We start from the raw sequence: 21,905 nt of genomic DNA, 5'->3' as shown, positions 1-21,905 counted from the left end.
ACGGTGATGATCGCATCCGCTTCGGCCCGGACGGATACGTACAGCACTCCAGATCTGGCACGCAGCATTGATTATTAAATGATGTTATGGGTAGTACGCCATGATGATGGTTAAAGGGAGAGTTAAATGAAAAAGTTTCGTTTGGCGGCGGGTGTTGTATCAGCTCTATTCTTCGCGGCAAACAGTGCTTTTGCATATGATGTGCTGTTGAAGTTTGAGGGGAAGGTCGTACCCACAACATGTCAAGTGGACGGGCTTAATGAAGTTGCAATGAATCCCGTTAGTACCGAGGCTCTTAAAGAACCTGGTAGTTACGCAGGTGAAAAAGTTATTCTTATTAACGTGTCGGGGTGTGATGGCACTAAGTTGAAAGGAATGCTTAGTCCTGATTTTTCCCAAGTGCACCATATAACAGGCGCCCTTAAAAATAGTGTTCCCGGTGGTTCCACGGCTATGATCCAACTGCTTGATTATCAAAGTAATCCTATTGATCTAATGAAGATGTCTATTACTAAGCCCGCTTTTGAGCCTGTGTCTGTAAATGAAACTGCTGCGCAATTCGTATTAGCTGCTCGGTACTTGGCAGGTGATGTCCCGGTGACAGCAGGGGATGTTAAAGCCGAACTAACCTTTGACCTTGTTTACGAGTGAAATCAAAGCCTTGAAGCCTGAGCTTCAAGGCTTAATCCTGTGAGCGATAGAGCCCATGTTTTGTTGTTTCGTTTCACGTCTGATTACCGGTGTCGCCATTTTGTTGTGCTCTCTATCCGTCCAGGCCAGCGTGGTGGTTGATGCCACGCGAATTGTTTATCCGGCCAAGGAACGTGAGGTTTCTCTCAGGCTGAGCAATAAGGGGCAACAAGCAGCTTTGGTGCAGACCTGGATCGACGATGGCCGCGTCGATGCCAAACCGGATGAGGTCGATACACCTTTCATAGTAATGCCGCCGATGGTGCGGATTGATCCCGATAAGGGGCAGTCGCTGCGGATTGCCTTCGTACCATCAACTAATTTGCCCAAGGATCGTGAGTCGGTGTTCTGGCTCAATGTGTTGGATGTGCCACCACTGGCGAGTGCGCAGGTCGGCAATCACATGCAACTGGCGTTTCGTACGCGTCTGAAGCTGTTTTTCCGTCCTGCGAATCTTCCGGGAAGCGCCGCTGAAAGCGCGGAAAAACTGCGCTGGAATTTATCCAGGTCTGGTAAGAACACTGTCTTGCAGGTGCACAATGATGGAGCCTTTCATGTGTCTTTTAACTCGGTTGAGTTAAAGCTTAAAAATGGTCGTGTTTTAACAGTGAAAAGTCATATGGTTGCGCCAAAATCTTCTGCTGATTTTGTTTTTGAACAATCACCAAACACCTCGGATTTCGACGTGAGTGTGATGTACGAATGGATCAACGATTTTGGAGCAAATATGCGCGCTGAGGCCAAACTGCAATAATAAAGTACTCCAGAAAAGTTCTTGGTTTTATCTCTTGCTTAATTTTCGTACTGAGGCATTTGTCTTGGTATTTTCGTCACTGACCCATCGTACTGACTGTTCGGGCAGGTTAGATGAGTGCTTTGTCAAAATTTTTTTTGTTAGTTGTAATTTGCGTACTTGCTTGCTCTAGAAAGTGTTTGGTTGTGCGTGATGGTTTTATTCTGGGAAGCATGATGCTGATCGGATCATGGATGGTCATTGACATCAGCGCGGCTGACGAGCCTATTCGTTTCAATCCGGCATTTTTTGGCAACAGCCGTGGAGAAACGCTGGACCTGTCCACTTATGAACAAGGCAATCCGCTGACGCCCGGTACCTATCGCCTTGATCTGTATCTCAACCAGAACCGCGTTGGGACTGAAGAAATCCTCCTCAGGACCTCGGCCGATGGCTCGAAGGTCGAGCCTTGTCTGGCGCCGGATTTGCTGGAGCAACTTGGCGTTGATTTCACCCGACTGCCCGAGGATCAGGCCGCCCGAGCTCGGGCGGCCGAGTGCCTGGGGCCCGATGAAATCGTGCCTCAGGGGCGTCTGGAAGTGGACATGGCCGACTTGCGCGCCGATCTTTCCATCCCTCAGCTGTACCTGAGCCGGACCAAGCGCGGTTATGTCTCTCCCAAAGAGTGGGATGCGGGGGTCAATGCAGGCTTTCTCGGCTACAGCAACAACCTGTCCGAGAACCGTAGCAACGGACAACGCAGTCGTCAGTTCTATAGCGGCCTGAACACGGGGCTGAACCTCGGCCAGTGGCGCCTGCGACACAATGGCTCCTATCGCTACGATGGCCAGGCAAGTTCCGGTCGGAGCAGTCAGTACAACGCCTTGAGTAGCTATGTGCAGCGCGATATCACTGCGGCCCAGGCCCAGCTGACCCTGGGGGAGTTCTATACCCCCGGCAATCTGTTCGACAGTTTTTCCTTTACCGGCATACAACTACGCAGCGATGAGCGCATGTTGCCTGATTCGATGCGTGGGTTTGCGCCTGTGGTGCGTGGCGTCGCCGATACCACCGCCAAGGTCAGCGTGCGCCAGGGGCAGAATCTGTTGTATGAAACCACGGTGTCTCCTGGGCCATTTGCCATTGACGATCTGAACAGCGCCGGTTACGCCGGTGACCTCAATGTCACCATCACCGAGGCCGATGGGCGGACCAGAAGTTTTGTGGTGCCTTATGCCTCGATGGCCCAGCTGCTGCGTCCCGGCAGTTCGCGCTTCAGCTTGAGCGCCGGACGCTACCGCGATGACAGCCTTGATAGGCTGCCCGGTTTTGTCCAGGGAACCTATCAGCACGGCTTGTCCAACCTGTGGACCGCTTATGGCGGCAGTCTCCTGGCTCAGGACTATCAAGCCTGGCAGGGAGGGGCGGCCTTGAGCACTTCATTGGGGGCGGTGGCGATGGACTTGACCCATTCCCAGGCTTCAGGCTTGAGCGATGCGCCTGCCGGTGGCCGCGCGCAATTGAGCGGCCGCAGCCTGCGCTTGTCCTACAACAAATTGATTGAAACCACCTCCACCAACTTCAGCGTGGCGGCCTACCGTTTTTCCAGTGAGGGCTATCTGAACTTCGACGATTACGCTCGCTTGCAGGACAGCCCGTCGCAAAACCTGTCGTTCAAGCAACGCAGTCGGCTGCAGTTGAGCCTGAGCCAGCCGATAGGCGAACGCCTGGGGCAACTGAACTTTTCCGGTTTGGCGCAAAACTACTGGAATCGCGATCAAGGACGGGATCTGAGCTATCAGGTGGGTTACTCCAACAGCTTCAACTGGGGCAGCTTCAGTTTCAGCGCCAGCCGCACCCGCAACGGTGGCGGCAGCATGGACAATCAGTATCTGCTGAGTATCAGCTTGCCCCTGGGACGCAGCCGCTACTCACCCTATCTGAACTCGTCCATCAGTTACGACGGCAGGGGCAATCACGGCGTCAATACCTCCTTGAGTGGCAATCTCGGCGACAGCGGCCAGGTCGGTTACAGCCTCTACGGTTCACGTGACCGTTACGAGGGGCAGGGCAACAGCAACTATGGCGGCAACCTGCGTTATGACGCGGCCCATGCCAATTACAGCCTGGGCGCCAGCCGCGGAGAGAACTATCAGCAAGCCAACTTTGCCATGCAAGGCACTCTGGTCGCGCACCCGGGAGGTATTAACGCAACTTCGGGTCAGGGCGAAACCATGGCCGTGCTCGAAGCCGCCGGGGCCAAGGGCGCTCAGGTGCTCAGTAACGCGACTACTCGAATCGCTGATAACGGGTATGCGGTGGTGACGGGGTTGACGCCTTATCGACGCAACGACATGGCCCTGGACCCCAAAGGCACGTCCCGGGATGTCGAGCTGGAGATGACCTCGCAGCAGGTCGCTCCGCGCGCGGGAGCCGTGGTCATGTTGCGTTATCCGACCGTGGTGGGGCGGGCGATGCTGCTCAAGCTGGTGCGCGACGATGGCGAGATGATCCCCCTGGGGGCGCAAGTCCTGGGGCCTGCGGGTGAAGTGTTGACTCAGGTCGGACAGGGCGGCCGAGCCTTTGTCCGCGGGCTGGAAGGTCAGGGCCAGTTGTTGATTCAGTGGGGAGCAGGGCAGAGCTGCCTTGCGTCGTATCGCATGCCCAGCGATCCCTCCCCGAACGACGAGTACTACCAGCAATTGGAGTTGCCCTGCCATACGGGCAGCCGAATCTCAAACAGGTAGGTAATGGATGAACATCAACGTCCTGCTAAACAACCGATGGTCCTTGGTCGCGTGGTTTCTGTTGACGGCTCTGCACGGCAATCAGGTGTGGGCCAACACATGCACCGGAAATCCACTGTCGACACACTTTACCAGTGCCGACTTCGCCATGCTCAAGCCTCCTCGCGACATTCCGGTGGGCAGCACCATTCTGGTGAAGGAAATAAACCAGGGCATAACAACCATGACCTGTAGTGGCAATGGGCTTTGGTTTGACTATGGCTTTGTCGGGGGGGCGACCAAGACCGCCTACGAGCATGTCTATGAGACCGGAGTACCGGGTATTGGCATGCGGATTCTCTGGTACCACGAGGGTGATGTGTACATGGAGTGGCCCAGGTTTGAGCGTCGTCTAAACCCCGGTACCTATTCACCACCGCACAAGTTCAAGTTGGAACTGGTCAAGACTGGCCCCATCAGCTCGGGAACGTTCCTCGATCACAAGATCAGGAATTATTACCACAACCAGTTGAGCAATGAGATTTTGTTCAATGGCGTGACGTACAACGCTCAACGCAGTGGCTGTGCGGTCGCCCGCCCGGTGCAAACGGTCACTTTGCCTACCATCCCGCTGAGTAAACTCTATGCCATTGAAGGCCTAGCAGGCCAGACGACGTTCTCGATCGATCTCAAGTGTGACAAAGGCGTGAAGGTGGCCTATCGCATGGACGCCATCAGCATCGGGAGCATTCTGAGGAATAGCGAGGGGCCAGGCATGGCCAGGGGCGTGGGGGTGGTCCTTGCCCGAGGCGATGCGAGCAGCAAGCTCATACAAGAGCTCGCGACCCGGACAGAGTTCAAGACCACGCCAACCAGTGTTGATGATGAAGCCCTGAGCATCCCGTTCACCGCCTTTTATGTAAATTACCTTACGCCGACTGCTGGTTATGTAGCAATCAACGCCACGGTCACCTTCATGTATGAATAGATAGGCGCTTTCTATTTGCATGTGAACTGTGCAAGCGCCCTCTCAGGCAGGGCGCTGTTTGGCACACGATTTAACTCTTGGCTGATTCAAATCCTGCCCAGCAGCAGTAACACCAAGAGCACCACCAGCACGACACCGATGATTCCCGAAGGGCCATAACCCCAACTTCTGGAGTGGGGGAATACCGGCAGGCCGCCAATCAGCAGCAAAATCAGAATAACGATCAGAATGGTGCCCATGGTGGTTTCCTTAAATTGAAGAGTGTTGAACAACGCGGTTGTTCAAAGACAACTTGGCTTCATGAATAAAGCCAGGCGCTTAATAAATCCGACTCTGCGCCTATCGAGAAAATTCCAAACTTTTTAATGCACTGCGCCGCCAGGGTTATTTCCTTTACGTCTGTCACGGGTTGCGCTGCGCTGGCGCGCCAGCATTCACCCGGCCAGCGGTTTGCCCGGGGCATTCAGCACCCTGATGGTGCGTGGGTGGCGCAGGGGCCTTCGCTACACTGCGGCCCATCTTCCCCGGAACAACAAGGCAACTCTTATGCAAAATCGCATGATGATCACTGGCGCCGGCTCCGGCCTGGGTCGCGAAATCGCTTTGCGCTGGGCCCGCGATGGCTGGCGGCTGGCCTTGTCCGATGTCAGCGAGGCGGGCCTGCAGGAAACCCTGAAGCAGGTACGCGCCGCCGGTGGCGACGGTTTCGTGCAGCGTTGCGATGTGCGTGATTACAGCCAGTTGACCGCCTTCGCCCAGGCTTGCGAAGTGAAGTTCGGCGGCATCGACATCATCGTCAACAACGCTGGCGTGGCGTCCGGCGGGTTCTTCAGCGAGCTGTCCCTGGAGGATTGGGACTGGCAGATCGCGATCAACCTGATGGGCGTGGTCAAGGGCTGCAAGGCCTTTCTGCCGCTGCTGGAACAGAGCAAGGGCAAGATCATCAACATCGCCTCCATGGCCGCCTTGATGCAGGGCCCGGCCATGAGCAACTACAACGTGGCCAAGGCCGGAGTGGTGGCGCTGTCCGAGAGCCTGCTGGTCGAGCTGGCGCAGCAGGAAATCGGCGTGCACGTGGTCTGCCCGTCATTTTTTCAGACCAACCTGCTGGACTCCTTCCGTGGTCCGACCCCGGCGATGAAGGCCCAGGTGGGCAAATTGCTGGAAAGCTCGCCGATTACCGCCGCCCAGATTGCTGATTACATCCACACCCAGGTCAACGCCGGCCAGTTCATGATCCTGCCCCACGAGCAGGGGCGAATGGCCTGGGCCCTGAAGCAGAAAAACCCTCAGGCGCTGTACGACGAAATGACCCTGATGGCGGACAAGATGCGCGCCAAGGCCAAACAAGGGGCCCACTGAGCTTGCTCCACCACCACGGCCTCGTTAGGGTTGCCGGCACCTGGCAATCCTGACGAGACCTTGCATGCTCAATTACCTGTGGTTCTTCCTCGCCGCGCTGTTTGAAATCGCCGGCTGCTATGCCTTCTGGATGTGGCTGCGCCAGGGCAAGAGCGCCTTGTGGGTGATTCCCGCCCTGATCAGCCTGACCCTGTTCGCCCTGTTGCTGACCAAAGTCGAAGCCACTTATGCCGGGCGCGCCTACGCCGCCTACGGTGGCATCTACATTGTTGCGTCCATTGGCTGGCTGGCGGTGGTGGAGCGGGTGCGGCCCCTGGGCTCGGACTGGCTGGGGCTGGCACTGTGTGTGATCGGGGCCAGTGTGATTCTGTTCGGCCCGCGCTTTTCCAACGGTTGAGCATCCCGGCCCAAGGGCTTGGGCCGGTCCAGGCATCAGTCGAACAGCTCCTTGGGCACGTCGTGCTTGAGCATCAACTGGCACTGTTCGCTGTCCGGATCGAAAACGATCACCGCCTGGCCCTTGCTCAGGGCCTGACGAACCCGCAGCACGCGGGTTTCCAGAGGCGTCTCATCGCCGTTGTCGGTGCCCTCGCGGGTGACGAAGTCTTCGATCAGACGGGTCAGGGTGTCGACTTCAAGTTGGTCGTGGGGAATCAGCATGGGGGGCCTCCGAAAAACAATCCCGGATGCTACTGCGCCCGGGGGTGTGCCGCCAGTTATAGCGCGCACAAACCCCGGGTCGCGGTTCAGGACTTGTTGCCCAGCAGGCTGTCCACCGAGGGCACCCGAGTGTCGCTTTCCATCTGTGTGTCGTGTTCCAGCTGATGACTGAAGCGGTCCAGGGAGCCCTGGGCTGGCTGTGCATCGCTGGCGAACACCGGCGGGCTGAGGATATAGGCGCTGAGCAAGCGGCTGAGCGCCGCCAGGCTGTCGATATGGGTGCGCTCGTAGCCGTGGGTGGCGTCGCAACCGAAGGCCAGCAAGGCGGTGCGGATGTCATGGCCGGCGGTGACTGCCGAGTGGGCGTCGCTGAAGTAGTAGCGGAACAGGTCGCGGCGCACCGGCAGTTCGTGCTCGGCGGCCAGACGCAGCAGGTGCCGGGACAAGTGATAGTCGTAAGGGCCGCCGGAGTCCTGCATGGCCACGCTCACCGCATGCTCGCTGGAGTGCTGGCCCGGTGCGACCGGAGCAATGTCGATGCCGACGAATTCACTGACATCCCAGGGCAGGGCCGCCGCCGCACCGCTGCCGGTTTCCTCGGTGATGGTGAACAGCGGGTGGCAGTCGATCATCAAGCTTTCACCGCTGTCGACAATGGCCTTGAGCGCCGCCAGCAAGGCGGCGACGCCGGCCTTGTCATCCAGGTGCCGGGCGCTGATGTGGCCGCTTTCGGTGAACTCCGGCAACGGGTCGAAGGCGACAAAGTCGCCCACGCCTATGCCTAAGGATTCGCAGTCGGCGCGGGTGGTGCAGTAGGCGTCCAGGCGCAGTTCGATGTGGTCCCAACTGATGGGCAACTCGTCCACCGCGGTGTTGAAGGCGTGGCCGGAGGCCATCAGCGGCAGCACGCTGCCGCGCAGCACGCCGTTGTCGGTGAACAGGCTGACCCGGCTGCCTTCGGCAAAGCGGCTGGACCAGCAGCCCACCGGGGCCAGGGTCAGGCGGCCGTTGTCCTTCACTGCACGGACGCTGGCGCCGATGGTGTCCAGGTGCGCCGAGACGGCCCGGTCGGGGCTGTTCTTCTGGCCCTTGAGGGTGGCGCGGATGGTGCCGCGCCGGGTCAGTTCGAAGGGGATGCCCAGTTCTTCCAGGCGTTCGGCGACGTAGCGCACGATGGTGTCGGTAAAGCCGGTGGGGCTGGGAATAGCGAGCATTTCCAGGAGGACTTTCTGCAGGTAGGCGAGGTCCGGTTGGGGAATCGGGCGGGTCATGGAAACTCCTGATGAAAAAAGGCCATCGATGGTTTCGATGAGGGCATGGATGGAGGGCCTGGGGCGCCTTCGCTGACGAGCCAGCTCCTACCAATGGGGCAGGAGCCGGCTGGCCGGCGAAGGATCAAGGCGCCGGTTGGCTGTGGGGAAACAGCAGATCGATAAAACGCTCGGCGGTGGGCTGCGGTTCGTGGTTGGCCAACCCGGCGCGTTCGTTGGCTTCGATGAACACGTAGTCCGGCTGGTCTGCTGCCGGCACCAACAGGTCCAGGCCGACCACCGGAATGTCCAGGGCCCGGGCCGCGCGGATGGCGGCGTCGGCCAGGGTCGGATGGAGAAGGCCGGTGACGTCTTCCAGGGTGCCGCCGGTGTGCAGGTTGGCGGTGCGCCGGACGAACAGCCGCTCGCCGGCCGGCAGCACGCTGTTGTAGTCGTAACCGGCGGCATGCAGGGTGCGCTGGGTTTCCGCGTCCAGGGGGATCTTGCTTTCGCCGCCGGTGGCCGCCTGGCGTCGGCGGCTGCGGGCCTCGATCAAGGCGCCAATGGAATGCCGACCGTCGCCGATGATCTCGGCGGGACGGCGGATGGCCGCGGCCACCACTTCAAAGCCGATCACCAGGATGCGCAGGTCCAGCCCTTCGTGGAAGCTTTCCAGCAACACTCGGCTGTCAAAGCGGCGGGCCTGGTCGATGGCGCACTGCACCTCTTCAATCGTGCTCAGGTCCACGGCCACGCCTTGTCCCTGTTCTCCGTCCAACGGCTTGACCACCACCCGCTGGTGCTCGTCGAGAAACTCCAGGTTGTCGTCGGCGTTGCCTGCCAATTGCTGGGCGGGCAGGTTCAGGCCGGCACCCTTGAGCACCTTGTGAGTCAGGCTCTTGTCCTGGCACAGGCTCATGCTGATGGCGCTGGTCAGGTCGCTCAGGGATTCCCGGCAACGCACCCGGCGGCCGCCGTGGCTCAGGGTGAACAGCCCGGCGTCGGCGTCGTCCACTTGCACATCGATGCCGCGGCGGTGGGCCTCCTCGACGATGATCCGCGCATAAGGATTGAAGTCCGCCTGGGGGCCGGGGCCGAGGAACAGCGGCTGGTTGATGCCGTTCTTGCGCTTGATGGCGAAGGTCGACAGGGTGCGAAAGCCCAGCTTGGCGTAGAGGTTCTTGGCCTGGCGGTTGTCGTGCAGCACCGACAGGTCGAGGTAGCTCAGGCCGCGGCTCATGAAGTGTTCGATCAGGTGCCGCACCAGCACTTCGCCCACACCCGGACGGCTGCAATCGGGGTCCACCGCCAGGCACCAGAGGCTGCTGCCGTGTTCCGGGTCCTGGTAGGCCTTGTGGTGGTTCAGGCCCATGACGCTACCGATCACCGCGCCGCTGTCTTCGTCCTCGGCCAGCCAGTACACCGGACCGCCCTGATGGCGCGGAGTCAGCAGCTTCGGATCAATGTGCAGCATCGCCCGGGCCTGATACAGCTGATTGATGGCCTGCCAGTCCGATTCGCTCTGGGCCCGACGGATACGGAAGCCGCGAAACACCCGGGTGGCCTGGCGATAGTCGCTGAACCACAGACGCAGGGTGTCGGAAGGGTCAAGGAACAGTTGCGCCGGTTCCAGCCCGAGCACCTGTTGCGGCGCCGCCACATACAGAGCGATGTCGCGTTCGCCGGGACGCTCGTTGAGCAACTCCTCGGCGAGGCGGGTGGGGTTGGGGAAGGTATGGCCGATCAGCAGTCGGCCCCAGCCGCAATGCACGGCGATGGGTTCATTGCCGGGTTCGCTGCCGTCTTCGGCAAAGCGCGCTTGCAGACGTTCATAGGACGGCGCCTGGCCGCGCAGCAGGCGTTGGCTGTAAGCCGTGGCGTGAGCTTTCATCGATCAGATTCCTTGTTCGCTGAGCCACAGGTTCAAGGCCGCCAGTTGCCACAGCTTGGAGCCGCGCAGGGGCGTCAGTTGGCCCTGGGGATCGGTCAGCAGGCGATCAAGCATGGCCGGGTTGAACAGGCCGCGATCCTGGCTCGGGTCCAGCAGCAGTTCACGCACCCAGTTCAGGGTGTCGCCCTGCAGGTGCTTGAGGCCCGGCACCGGGAAGTAGCCTTTCTTGCGGTCGATCACCTCGCTGGGGATCACCCGCCGCGCTGCTTCCTTGAGCACCTGCTTGCCGCCGTCCGGCAGCTTGAAACGCGCCGGCACCCGGGCCGACAGCTCCACCAGGCGGTAGTCGAGGAACGGCGTCCGTGCCTCCAGGCCCCAGGCCATGGTCATGTTATCCACACGCTTGACCGGGTCATCCACCAGCATCACTGTGCTGTCCAGGCGCAGGGCCTTATCCACAGGCGCATCGGCGCCAGGCTGGGCGAAATGCTCGCGGACGAATTCACCGGCGGCGTCGTGTGCGGTCAGCCATTGCGGCTGCACGGTGGCCGCGTAGTCGTCGTAGCTGCGGTCGAAGAAGGCCGCGCGGTAGGCGGCATACGGGTCGCTGGCGCCGTCCACTTGTGGGTACCAGTGGTAGCCGGCGAACAGTTCGTCGGCGCCCTGGCCGCTTTGCACCACCTTGCAGTGCTTGGCCACTTCTCGGGACAACAAATAGAAGGCGATGCAATCGTGGCTGACCATCGGCTCGCTCATGGCGCGGAACGCCGCCGGCAACTGTTCGATGATCTCGCGCTCGTCGATGCGCAACTGGTGATGCCGGGTGCCGTAGTGGCGGGCAATCAGGTCCGAGTACTGGAACTCGTCGCCGCGTTCGCCGCCAGCATCCTCGAAGCCGATGGAGAAGGTCGACAGGTCGTCTACCCCGACTTCCCGCAGCAGGCCTACCAGCAGGCTGGAATCGACACCGCCGGACAGCAGCACGCCGACATCCACCGCCGCCCGTTGCCGGATGGCCACCGCCTCGCGGGTGCTATCGAGCACCCGGTCAGTCCAGTCTTCCAGCGTCAGCTGGGCTTCGTCGGCACGGGGGCCGTAGGGCAGGGACCACCAGGTCTGCTGTTCGCTGCGGCCGTCGGCCTCGATGCGCATCCAGGTGGCCGGTGGCAGTTTTTCGATGCCCGCCAGCAAGGTGCGCGGCGCCGGGACCACGGCGTGGAAGTTCAGGTAGTGGTTGAGCGCCACCGGGTCGAGGATCGGCTTGATATCGCCGCCCTTGAGCAAGGCCGGCAGGGCCGAGGCGAAGCGCAGCCGCTGGCCGCTGCGCGACAGGTACAAAGGCTTGACCCCGAGGCGGTCGCGGGCGATGAACAGGCGCTGGGTATCGCGCTCCCAGATAGCGAAGGCGAACATGCCGTTGAGCTTGGGCAGCAGGTCGGCGCCCCAGGCGTGGTAGCCCTTGAGCAGCACTTCGGTGTCACCGCCGGAATGGAAGGCGTAGCCCTGGGCTTCCAGTTCGGCGCGCAATTCGGGGAAGTTGTAGATCGCGCCGTTGAAGGCCAGGGACAGCCCCAGCTGGTTGTCGATCATGGGCTGCGCCGAGCCGTCCGACAGGTCCATGATTTTCAGCCGCCGATGGCCGAGGGCGATCGGGCCCTGGCTGTGAAAGCCCCAGGCGTCGGGGCCACGAGGGGCCAGGTGATGAGTGATTCGTTCAACCGCTGCCAGGTCGGCAGGTTGATGATCAAAGCGTAATTCGCCAGCTAATCCGCACATAAGTCCTTACCGGTTTTTCCGTTGGGGAGAGTCAATCCGCAGTCGCCAAAAGGGCGGCTACCTGGAAACTGACCTGTGCATAACTCGGGAGTTTTAGATCGATCGGTTATAAGCAGTTGAGCGGGGGCGGGCTGTTGGATGGAGTCGGTCGTGCTGGCTAGCGGTCATGGGCGGCGCTGAAAAATCAGCGCCGCCGCTCTGCTTCAGGCCTGGCCGCGAATCAGGCGACGCAGGGCGAAGCGATTGGGATGGCAGGCCTCGGCTACGCTCCTGGGCAGTGGCAGCGGCTCGTTTTCCAGCCAGGCGGCCAGCAGTTCGCCGGACAGCGGCGCGGTGATCAGCCCGCGAGAACCATGACCGCTGTTGATGTACAGGCCGTCGAGCCAGGGGCAGGGCAGGTCCGGCACCTGGCGCGCGTCCTTGCCCAGGGCGGCGTAGGTGTCGGCGAACGCTTCCGGGTCCGCCAGAGGACCGACGATGGGCAGGTAGTCCGGGCTGGTACAGCGGAAGGCTGCGCGGCCTTGCAGGCGGTCCAGGGGCAACTGTTCGGCGTTCAGGCGTTGCAGCAGGTCGCTGGAAATTTCCCGCAGCATCGCAAGGTTACCGGCATGTTCGGCAGTGGTCGGCGTCAGGTCCTGGCTCTTGAAGTCGAAGCTGGCGCCCAGGGTGTGCTCGCCCAGTCGCGGCGGAGCGACGTAACCCTCGGCGCAGACCACAGTGGCCAGGCTCTGGCTTTGCGCGGTCTGCGGCAGGCGGGTGATCTGCCCGCGAATACGTTTGAGGGGCAATTCGGCGCTAGCCGGGAAGCGTTTGATTTCGGCGGCACCGGCAAGGATCACCACCGCTGCGCTGGCCAGCATCCGTTCGCCGTCCCAGGCTTGCCATTGCTGGTCGACCCGGCGTAACTCCAGCACGTCCTGATGAGTCAGGACCCGGATCTGCGGATGCTTGGCCTGCCACTGGCACAGGGCCGGCGGATGCACCCAGCCACCTTCGGGATAGAACAGGCCGCCGTGGTCCAGGCCGATGCCGGCCAGGGCCTGGGCCTCTGGCTGATCCAGCAGCCGCAGCAGGTCGGTGGGGAAGGCCGCGGCCAACTGCGCCTGGCGTTCGGCCTCCTTGGGATTGAACGCCAGTTGCAGCACCCCGCAAGCGTCCCAGTCCTGGCCGCGTTGCAGGTGTTCCAGCTGGCGTCGGGTGTAGCCGAAGCCACTGAGGATCATCTGCGACAGTGCCGTGCCGTGGGCTGAAAGCTTGAGGTAAAGCACCCCTTGCGGATTGCCCGAGGCTTCCTGGGCCAGCTGTTCATGGCGTTCCAGTAATTGCACCTGCCAACCGCGGGCAGCGAGGCTGGCGGCGCTGGCGCAACCGGCCAGCCCGCCGCCGATCACCAGCGCGGTTTTGGCCTGGACCGGCGGGCGGGCGAACCAAGGCTTGGTTCGGGCTGGCGGCGGCGTGTCTTCCGGCCAGCCGAGGAAGTCGCCGCGCAGCACTTCCCATTTGCGACCGATGCCCGGAGTGCGCTTCATCTTGAAGCCCGCCGCGTTCAATAGGCGACGTACCCAGCCGGTGCTGGTGAAGGTGCTGAGGGTGGAGCCCGGCGCCGCCAGGCGCGCCAGTTCGGCGAACAGTTCCGGGGTCCACATGTCGGGGTTCTTTGCCGGGGCGAAGCCGTCGAGAAACCAGGCGTCGATCTGCGCGTCCAGTTGCGGCAACTGCTCCAGGGCGTCGCCGATCAGCAGGGTCAGGGTGACCCGGCCATCGTCCAGCACGATGCGCTGGAAGCCAGCGTGCACGGCGACGTAGTACTTGAGCAGCGGTTGGCTCAGGTCCGCCAGTTCCGGCCACAGGGCCAGGGCCCGTTGCAGGTCGGCCGGACTCAGGGGGTACTTTTCCACGCTGACAAAATGCAGCCGGGCAGTGGCCGGCGCCTGCTCCTGGAACAACTGCCAGGCGCAGAGAAAATTCAGCCCGGTGCCGAAGCCGGTTTCACCGATGACAAATTTTTCGCCTGCCTCGAGCGCGGCAAAGCGCTCCCGCAGGCGGTTCTGTTCGATGAACACATGGCGGGTTTCATCCAGGCCCGAGTCGCTGGAGAAGTACACATCATCGAAGACCCGCGAGCGCGGGCGTCCTTGGTCGTCCCAGTCGAGCTGGGCGTGGGGCAGTTCAGGTGTCATGTTCGGCTCGTTTGGCGCAAGGCGGCCATTCTAGCCGATCACCGACCCGGTGCCTGATCCACGGCAAGCCGCGGCGGGTTCAGGGATTTGTTTTCCTTGGCGCAGGTCCATCCGCTAGTCTTGGACAATTCTTGGAAGGGAGCCACCCATGTTCGAATCCGCTGAAATCGGTCACGCCATCGACAAAGAAACCTACGATGCCGAGGTGCCGGCCCTGCGCGAGGCCTTGCTCGAAGCCCAGTTCGAGCTACGCCAGAAGGCCAAGTTTCCAGTGATAGTGCTGATCAATGGTGTCGAGGGCGCGGGCAAGGGCGAGACGGTCAAGCTGCTCAACGAATGGATGGACCCGCGGCTGATCGAGGTGCGCACCTTCGACCAGCAGACCGACGAGGAACTGTCCCGGCCACCGGCCTGGCGTTACTGGCGGATGCTTCCGGCCAAGGGGCGCATGGGGGTGTTTTTCGGCAACTGGTACAGCCAGATGCTCCAGGGCCGGGTGCATGGCGAGATCAAGGACCCGCGCCTGGACCAGGCAATCAATGGCGCCGAACGCCTGGAAAAGATGCTCTGCGATGAAGGCGCGCTGATCTTCAAGTTCTGGTTTCACCTGTCTAAGAAACAGATGAAGGACCGCCTCAAGTCCTTGCAGGATGACCCGTTGCACAGCTGGCGCATCAGCCCGCTGGACTGGCAGCAGTCGCAAACCTACGACAAGTTCGTCAAGTACGGCGAGCGGGTGTTGCGCCGCACCAGTCGTGACTACGCGCCCTGGCATGTGATCGAGGGCGTCGATCCGCATTACCGCAGCCTCACTGTGGGCCGGATTCTGTTGGAAGGATTGCAGAATGCCTTGAGCCGTCAGCCATTGAAGTCGACCCAGGTCAACGCCGCGCCGTTGCCGACAGCGGTGGATCAACTGAGTCTGCTGGACAGCCTGGACATGACCCAGCACCTGGACAAGGACGACTACGAGGAACAGTTGATTACCGAGCAGGCGCGTCTGGCCGGTTTGCTGCGGGACAAACGCATGCGCAAGCATGCCCTGGTGGCAGTGTTCGAAGGCAACGACGCGGCCGGCAAGGGCGGCGCCATTCGCCGCGTCGCGGCGGCGCTCGACCCGCGCCAGTACAGCATCGTGCCGATTGCCGCGCCCACTGAAGATGAGCGGGCGCAGCCTTACCTCTGGCGTTTCTGGCGGCATATTCCGGCGCGCGGCAAGTTCACCATCTTCGACCGTTCCTGGTACGGCCGGGTGCTGGTGGAGCGGGTCGAGGGCTTCTGTCAGCCCACTGACTGGCTGCGGGCCTACAGCGAGATCAACGACTTCGAAGAGCAGTTGGCCGATGCCCGGGTGATCGTGGTGAAGTTCTGGCTGGCCATCGACAAGGACACCCAGCTGGAGCGCTTCCAGGCACGGGAGGCGATTCCCTTCAAGCGCTTCAAGATCACCGAGGACGATTGGCGCAACCGCGACAAGTGGGGTGACTATCGCGCCGCTGTCGGCGACATGGTGGACCGGACCAGCACCGAAGTGGCGCCCTGGACGCTGGTGGAGGCCAACGACAAGCGCTGGGCACGGGTCAAGGTCCTGCGCACCATCAATCGGGCCCTGGAGACCGCGTTCGAGCGTTCCGACAAGCACGACAAGAAACAGAAGAAGGACAAGAAGTAGACCGATGGTCGCGCATACGCCCAGTGAATGATTGTCGCGGTGGGCGAGGAGGGGGATCTATGCTCGATGCTCTTTCCTGCCGCCAACAACAGTGAGGTGCGTCATGCGTGAAGTGGTGATCGTCGACAGCGTACGGACTGGCCTGGCCAAGTCCTTTCGCGGCAAGTTCAACCAGACCCGTCCGGATGACATGGCCGCTCACTGCGTCAATGCGCTGCTCGCTCGCAACGGCATCGACCCGGCCAGTGTCGAGGACTGCATCGTCGGCGCCGGCTCCAATGAAGGCGCCCAGGGTTTCAATATCGGTCGCAACGTTGCCGTGCTCTCGGCTCTGGGCACTGGCACCGCGGGCATGACCCTCAACCGGTTCTGTTCTTCAGGCCTGCAGGCGATCGCCATCGCCGCCAACCAGATCGCCTCCGGCTGCAGCGACATCATCGTCGCCGGTGGCGTCGAGTCCATCAGCCTGACCATGAAGAGCGTCAATACCGACAACCTGATCAACCCGCTGCTCAAGGAGCAGGTGCCGGGTATCTACTTCCCCATGGGCCAGACCGCCGAAGTGGTCGCCCGGCGCTACAACGTCAGCCGCGAGGCCCAGGACCTCTACTCCCTGCAAAGCCAGCAACGTACCGCCCAGGCCCAGGCTGATGGCCTGTTCAGCGACGAGATCGTGCCGATGACGGTCAAGTACAAGGTCGAGGACAAGAACACCGGACAGGTGCAGATGGTTGACGGCGTGGTGGATCGTGACGACTGCAACCGCCCCGACACCACTCTGGAGAATCTCGCGGCGCTCAAGCCGGTGTTTGCCGAGGATGGTTCGGTCACCGCGGGCAACTCTTCGCAGCTGTCCGATGGTGCCTCGATGACCCTGGTGATGAGCCTGGAGCGGGCCCTGGCCCTGGGTCTCAAGCCCAAGGCGTTCTTCCGCGGCTTTACCGTGGCCGGCTGCGAGCCTGATGAAATGGGTATCGGCCCGGTGTTCTCGGTGCCCAAGCTGCTCAAGGCCAAGGGCCTGACGGTGGATGACATCGACCTGTGGGAACTCAATGAAGCCTTTGCGTCCCAGTGCCTGTATGCCCGCGACCGGCTGGAGATCGATAACGCCAAGTACAACGTCAATGGTGGCTCGATTGCCATCGGCCATCCGTTTGGCATGACCGGTTCCCGTCAGGTGGGGCATCTGGTGCGTGAGTTGCAGCGGCGCAACCTGCGGTATGGCATCGTCACCATGTGCGTGGGGGGCGGCATGGGCGCCACCGGGTTGTTTGAGGCAGTCCGTTAGGTTTGTAGTGCATCACCGACCAAGCCGGCCCCTATGGGGGACGGCTTGTGCTGTTTGCGACCGGCACAATCGTGTTTGCGCTTTGCTGCCAACTGTCTCTGTGTCGGCCTCTGGCCCGGGCCTAGAATGTGGACCTTGCTCGTCAGGCTTTGTGGGGTTCGCATGCATGTCTCGTCCGGTCGTTGGGTTTATGGCTTGTTCCTCGCCTTATTGACCGCGTTGTTGTGGGGCATCCTGCCCATCAAGCTCAAGCAAGTGCTGCTGGTGATGGACCCGGTGACCGTGACCTGGTTTCGCCTGCTGGTGTCCGGCGGCTGTCTGTTTTTCTATCTGGCGGCGGTGGGGCGTTTGCCGCGCTGGCGCGCGCTCGGTCCCAAGGGTGTTTGGCTGGTGCCGATTTCGGTCTTGGGGCTGGTGGGCAACTATGTGTTGTACCTGATGGGCCTGAACCTGCTGAGCCCGGGCACGGCGCAACTGGTGGTGCAGATGGGCCCGATCCTGTTGCTGATCGCCAGTGTCTTTGTGTTCAAGGAGCGCTTCAGTCTGGGGCAGGGCCTGGGACTGCTGGTGCTGTTGCTCGGTTTCGGGCTGTTCTTCAATCAGCGCCTGACCGAGCTGCTGACCTCCCTGAGTGACTACACCGCTGGAGTTCTGACCATTCTCGCGGCTTCGGCGGTCTGGACTTTTTATGCCCTGGGCCAGAAGCAATTGTTGAGCGTGTGGAATTCCTTGCAGGTGATGATGGTGATCTACCTGTTCTGTGCTTTGCTTCTGACGCCTTGGGCGCATCCGCTGGAAGCCTTGGAACTGAGCCCGTTGCAGGGCTGGCTGTTGTTGGCCTGTTGCCTGAATACCCTGATCGCCTATGGCGCCTTTGCCGAAGCCCTGGCCCATTGGGAGGCGTCGCGGGTCAGTGCGACCCTGGCGATCACGCCCCTGGTGACCTTTGCCGCGGTGGCCTGGGCGGCCTGGCTCTGGCCAGAGTATGTACACGCCGAACAGATCAATGGCCTGGGTTATGGCGGGGCGCTGCTGGTGGTACTGGGGTCGGCCTTGACGGCGTTGGGGCCGTCGCTGATGGCGGGGTTGCGCGCCCGACGGCAGCGGATCGCTGCGGGGTGAGTTTCGCTGGCAAGCCAGCTCCTACAGAAGTGTGGCGGTAGGAGCTGGCTTGCCAGCGAAAAAGACGCTGCGCTAACCCTGTTTACCAGCCTCCAGCATGTTTTCCGGTCGCACCCAGGCATCGAACTGCTCATCCGTCAGGTACCCCAAGGCCAACGCCGCTTCCCTGAGGGTCAGGTTCTCGGCATAGGCCTTCTTGGCGATTTCGGCGGACTTGTCGTAGCCGATGTGGGGATTGAGCGCGGTCACCAGCATCAGGCCTCGTTCCAGGTGCTCGGCCATCTGCTGGGGATCGGGCTCCAGACCGGCGATGCAGTGCTGCTGGAAGTTACTGCAGCCATCGGCCAGCAGGCGGATCGATTGCAGCAGGTTGTGAATGATCACCGGCTTGAATACGTTCAGTTGCAGATGGCCCTGGCTGGCGGCAAAGCCGATTGCCACGTCGTTGCCCATCACCTGGCAAGCCAGCATCGATAGGGCTTCGCATTGGGTTGGGTTGACCTTGCCGGGCATGATCGAGCTGCCCGGTTCGTTGGCCGGCAGCTTGACCTCCGCCAGTCCCGCCCGCGGGCCAGAGCCCAGCAGGCGCAGGTCGTTGGCGATTTTCATCAGGCACACGGCGAGGGTTTTCAGCGCGCCGGACAGCGTGGTCAGCGGCTCGTGGCCGGCCAGGGCGGCGAATTTGTTGGGGGCGGTGACGAAGGGCAGGCCGGAAAGGGCGGCCAGTTCGGCGGCAATGGCTTCACCAAAACCGTGGGGCGAGTTCAGTCCGGTGCCCACGGCGGTACCGCCCTGGGCCAGCTCGCACACCGCAGGCAAGGCGCTGCGGATGGCTCGTTCGGCGTATCCGAGTTGGGCGATAAAGGCAGAGATTTCCTGGCCAAAGGTGATCGGGGTGGCATCCATCATGTGGGTGCGGCCGGTTTTCACCAGCTTCATGTGCCGGGCCGACAGCTCGGCCAGGCCACCGGACAGTTCGCTGATCGCTGGCAGCAACTGGAACTGCACGGCCTGGGCTGCTGCGATGTGCATGGCGGTCGGGAAGCAGTCGTTGGAGCTTTGCGAGCGGTTGACGTGATCGTTGGGGTGTACCGGGGACTTGCCGCCGCGCGGGTTGCCCGCCAGTTCGTTGGCCCGGCCGGCCAGCACCTCATTGACGTTCATGTTGCTCTGGGTGCCGCTGCCGGTCTGCCACACCACCAGGGGAAACTGGTCGTCATGCTCGCCGGCCAGCACTTCGTCGGCGGCCTGTTCGATCAGCCGGGCAATGTCGGCGGGCAGGTCGCCGTTGCGATTGTTGACTCGGGCGGCGGCTTTCTTGATCAGGGCCAGGGCATGCAGCACTGATAGAGGCATGCGCTCGTTGCCGATGGCGAAATTGACCAGCGAACGTTGGGTCTGTGCGCCCCAATAGGCTTGTTCCGGGACTTCAACCTGGCCCAGGCTGTCGGTTTCGATTCGATTCATCGTGGCATTCCTCCAAGTCTGACTGGCCAGTTTAGGCCCTGATCTGCGGCTCGGGTTCCGTGGAAGGGGTTTTCCGCCCGCCGCTCGGGCAAAACCAGGGGGCGCCAGGGGGTGGGGTTGAGGGACGCGGATTAATAGGCGCAGAATGGGCGCCCTTGGGGTTCTACCTCGCTTGCTAGATAAAGGAAACTCGATGACCCGTTTTCGTGCCATCTGTACCGCGGTTGTTCTGGTGTGTGCCAGCGGCCAGGTTCTTGCCGATACCGCCAGCCACAACGCCAGTGCCGAGGCCTTCCTGACCCTGGCCCATGCGGATAAGCTCGGTACGCCGGTGTACATGCAAGTCCAGCAAATGTTTGCCCAGCGTTTTGAGCAGACCAAAGCCCCGGAATCCAAACGCGCCCTGCTGGAAACCTACCAGGCCAAGGCCAACGCGGCCCTGGACCAGGCCATTGGCTGGAACAAGCTGAAGCCGGACATGGTCAAGCTCTACACCAGCAATTTCAGCGAGTCCGAGCTCAAGGAGCTGGTAGCGTTCTACCGGTCGCCACTGGGCAAGAAAGTCCTGGAAAAAATGCCTCAGCTGACTCAGCAATCGGCGCAGATGACCCAGGCCAAGCTGGAAAGCGCGGTACCGGTGGTGAACAAGCTGCTGGCCGACATGACCGCCGAGCTCGAGCCTAAGGCTGCTCCGGCGAAGAAGAAGTAAGCGGAGCCTGCAATGACCATGCAACAACGTATCGAAACGGCGCTCGGGGCCTTGCAGCCCGAGCACCTGCAAGTGCTGGATGAAAGCCACATGCACAGCCGTGGCCTGGAAACTCACTTCAAGGCGGTACTGGTCAGCGAGCAGTTCGCCGGCCTCAACAGCGTCAAGCGTCATCAGAAGGTCTACGCCACCCTGGGTGAGCTGATGGGCCAGTTCCATGCGTTGGCGCTGCACACGTACACACCCGAGGAATGGTCGAAGATCGGTGTGGCTCCGGCTTCGCCGACCTGCGCCGGAGGCAGTAAGCATTAATCGCGGTTTTTTTGATAGAATCCGCAACGCGCCGCTTCTGCCGGCGCGTTTTTTTTTGCATCCGGTTCACCCTTTACGAGGGTAGCCACCTGGAGAGATTTCCCATGACACAACCCATTGTCGTGGCGGCACTGTACAAGTTCGTCACCCTCGAAGATTACGTCAGCCTGCGCGAGCCCCTGCTGCAGGCCATGCTCGACAACGGCATCAAGGGCACCCTGCTGATCGCCGAAGAAGGCATCAATGGCACGGTATCTGGCAGTCGTGAAGGCATCGACGGGCTGCTGGCCTGGCTGAAGAACGATCCACGCATGGTGGATATCGATCACAAAGAGTCGTATTGCGACGAGCAGCCGTTCTATCGCACCAAGGTCAAGCTCAAGAAAGAGATCGTCACCCTGGGTGTGCCCGGCGTGGACCCCAACAAGAAGGTCGGGACTTACGTCGAGCCTCAGGACTGGAACGCCCTGATCAGTGATCCCGAAGTGCTGCTGATCGACACCCGTAACGACTACGAAGTGTCCATCGGCACCTTCGAAGGCGCCATCGACCCCAAGACCACCAGCTTCCGCGAGTTTCCGGACTACATCAAAGCCCACTTCGACCCGAGCAAGCACAAGAAAGTAGCGATGTTCTGCACCGGTGGCATCCGTTGCGAGAAGGCGTCGAGCTACATGCTCAGTGAAGGCTTCGACGAGGTGTTCCACCTCAAGGGCGGGATCCTCAAGTACCTCGAAGAGGTACCGCAGCAAGAGAGCAAATGGCAGGGCGACTGCTTTGTATTCGATAACCGGGTCACTGTGCGCCACGACCTGAGCGAAGGCGACTACGATCAATGTCATGCCTGCCGTACTCCGGTGAGCGTCGAGGATCGGGCTTCCGAGCACTATGTGCCGGGCATCAGTTGCCCTCATTGCTGGGACAAGCTGAGCGAGAAGACTCGCCGCAGCGCCATCGATCGGCAGAAACAGATTGAGTTGGCCAAGGCCCGCAACCTGCCGCACCCGATTGGTTACAACTACAAGCAATCACCTTCCGAGGCTTGAGCCATGTCTGCCCGCCTGCTCTATGTGATGGAC

General features: G+C 61.4%; 19 protein-coding genes. 12 read left to right on the top strand and 7 right to left on the bottom strand.

Features of this window, described 5'->3' with window-relative positions; genetic code table 11:
• Positions 1-126: 126 nt before the first annotated feature.
• The 4 genes from PQT43_RS06425 to PQT43_RS06410 all read left to right on the top strand — a co-directional run bounded on the left by PQT43_RS06425 (position 127) and on the right by PQT43_RS06410 (position 5,137).
• The gene (locus PQT43_RS06425; RefSeq protein ID WP_272753614.1) at positions 127-651 is read left to right on the top strand and encodes a fimbrial protein; all 525 of its coding nucleotides are present in this window, start codon (positions 127-129) and stop codon (positions 649-651) included.
• Positions 652-706: 55 nt separating this feature from the next.
• Positions 707-1,444 carry a fimbria/pilus periplasmic chaperone gene (locus tag PQT43_RS06420; protein ID WP_272753613.1) on the top strand — a complete coding sequence of 246 codons (738 nt, stop codon included), beginning with the start codon at positions 707-709 and terminating at the stop codon, positions 1,442-1,444.
• A 233-nt stretch (positions 1,445-1,677) separates the two neighbouring features.
• Positions 1,678-4,170 (top strand): fimbria/pilus outer membrane usher protein, encoded by a 2,493-nt coding sequence (locus PQT43_RS06415; RefSeq protein WP_253085207.1) that lies wholly within the window; start codon positions 1,678-1,680, stop codon positions 4,168-4,170.
• A gap of 7 nt (positions 4,171-4,177) precedes the next feature.
• Positions 4,178-5,137 (top strand): fimbrial protein, encoded by a 960-nt coding sequence (locus PQT43_RS06410; protein WP_272753612.1) that lies wholly within the window; start codon positions 4,178-4,180, stop codon positions 5,135-5,137.
• 86 nt (positions 5,138-5,223) lie between these two features.
• Here the strand turns inward: PQT43_RS06410 and PQT43_RS06405 are convergent, their stop codons facing one another.
• Entirely contained in the window at positions 5,224-5,376 is a 153-nt protein-coding gene (locus tag PQT43_RS06405) for a DUF3309 family protein (protein ID WP_007945780.1), read from the bottom strand.
• Positions 5,377-5,683: 307 nt separating this feature from the next.
• Between PQT43_RS06405 and PQT43_RS06400 the strand changes: the two genes are divergently transcribed.
• Both PQT43_RS06400 and PQT43_RS06395 read left to right on the top strand, forming a co-directional pair.
• Positions 5,684-6,499, top strand: a complete 816-nt coding sequence (locus tag PQT43_RS06400) for an SDR family oxidoreductase (RefSeq protein WP_102880491.1) — start codon at positions 5,684-5,686, stop codon at positions 6,497-6,499.
• 64 nt (positions 6,500-6,563) lie between these two features.
• Entirely contained in the window at positions 6,564-6,896 is a 333-nt protein-coding gene (locus PQT43_RS06395; RefSeq protein WP_016964115.1) for a YnfA family protein, read from the top strand.
• 35 nt (positions 6,897-6,931) lie between these two features.
• Here the strand turns inward: PQT43_RS06395 and PQT43_RS06390 are convergent, their stop codons facing one another.
• The 5 genes from PQT43_RS06390 to mnmC form a co-directional block, all read right to left on the bottom strand.
• Positions 6,932-7,159: a YheU family protein gene (locus PQT43_RS06390; protein ID WP_025127101.1), complete on the bottom strand. Its 228-nt coding sequence runs from the start codon at positions 7,157-7,159 to the stop codon at positions 6,932-6,934.
• A gap of 86 nt (positions 7,160-7,245) precedes the next feature.
• Positions 7,246-8,430 carry an osmoprotectant NAGGN system M42 family peptidase gene (locus PQT43_RS06385; protein WP_253085209.1) on the bottom strand — a complete coding sequence of 395 codons (1,185 nt, stop codon included), beginning with the start codon at positions 8,428-8,430 and terminating at the stop codon, positions 7,246-7,248.
• A 124-nt stretch (positions 8,431-8,554) separates the two neighbouring features.
• Complete coding sequence (ngg, locus tag PQT43_RS06380; RefSeq protein ID WP_267268706.1) at positions 8,555-10,300, bottom strand: N-acetylglutaminylglutamine synthetase; 1,746 nt, start codon at positions 10,298-10,300, stop codon at positions 8,555-8,557.
• Positions 10,301-10,303: 3 nt separating this feature from the next.
• Complete coding sequence (locus PQT43_RS06375) at positions 10,304-12,076, bottom strand: N-acetylglutaminylglutamine amidotransferase (RefSeq protein WP_267268705.1); 1,773 nt, start codon at positions 12,074-12,076, stop codon at positions 10,304-10,306.
• Between the two features lie 203 nt (positions 12,077-12,279).
• Positions 12,280-14,256: a bifunctional tRNA (5-methylaminomethyl-2-thiouridine)(34)-methyltransferase MnmD/FAD-dependent 5-carboxymethylaminomethyl-2-thiouridine(34) oxidoreductase MnmC gene (mnmC, locus tag PQT43_RS06370; RefSeq protein ID WP_267268704.1), complete on the bottom strand. Its 1,977-nt coding sequence runs from the start codon at positions 14,254-14,256 to the stop codon at positions 12,280-12,282.
• Positions 14,257-14,404: 148 nt separating this feature from the next.
• On the opposite strand from mnmC, the gene pap reads away from it, so the two are divergent.
• The 3 genes from pap (at position 14,405) to PQT43_RS06355 (ending at position 18,338) form a co-directional block, all read left to right on the top strand.
• Complete coding sequence (gene pap, locus PQT43_RS06365; protein WP_102880486.1) at positions 14,405-15,928, top strand: polyphosphate:AMP phosphotransferase; 1,524 nt, start codon at positions 14,405-14,407, stop codon at positions 15,926-15,928.
• Positions 15,929-16,031: 103 nt separating this feature from the next.
• Entirely contained in the window at positions 16,032-17,216 is a 1,185-nt protein-coding gene (locus tag PQT43_RS06360; RefSeq protein WP_102860833.1) for a thiolase family protein, read from the top strand.
• Positions 17,217-17,378: 162 nt separating this feature from the next.
• Positions 17,379-18,338 (top strand): DMT family transporter, encoded by a 960-nt coding sequence (locus tag PQT43_RS06355; protein WP_102860834.1) that lies wholly within the window; start codon positions 17,379-17,381, stop codon positions 18,336-18,338.
• Between the two features lie 72 nt (positions 18,339-18,410).
• Here the strand turns inward: PQT43_RS06355 and PQT43_RS06350 are convergent, their stop codons facing one another.
• Positions 18,411-19,805, bottom strand: a complete 1,395-nt coding sequence (locus tag PQT43_RS06350; protein ID WP_102860835.1) for a class II fumarate hydratase — start codon at positions 19,803-19,805, stop codon at positions 18,411-18,413.
• 193 nt (positions 19,806-19,998) lie between these two features.
• On the opposite strand from PQT43_RS06350, the gene PQT43_RS06345 reads away from it, so the two are divergent.
• From PQT43_RS06345 to trhO, 3 genes are all read left to right on the top strand, one after another.
• Entirely contained in the window at positions 19,999-20,514 is a 516-nt protein-coding gene (locus PQT43_RS06345) for a DUF2059 domain-containing protein (protein WP_102860836.1), read from the top strand.
• 12 nt (positions 20,515-20,526) lie between these two features.
• A complete protein-coding gene (locus PQT43_RS06340; RefSeq protein WP_102860837.1) occupies positions 20,527-20,826 on the top strand; it encodes a BolA family protein in 300 nt (99 codons plus the stop codon).
• 104 nt (positions 20,827-20,930) lie between these two features.
• A complete protein-coding gene (gene trhO / locus PQT43_RS06335; RefSeq protein WP_102880484.1) occupies positions 20,931-21,872 on the top strand; it encodes an oxygen-dependent tRNA uridine(34) hydroxylase TrhO in 942 nt (313 codons plus the stop codon).
• The last annotated feature ends 33 nt before the right edge of the window (positions 21,873-21,905 follow it).

This window comes from Pseudomonas sp. BLCC-B112, assembly GCF_028550695.1.
GTDB lineage: Bacteria > Pseudomonadota > Gammaproteobacteria > Pseudomonadales > Pseudomonadaceae > Aquipseudomonas > Aquipseudomonas danubii.
This window is presented reverse-complemented; position numbering and strand designations above follow the sequence as displayed.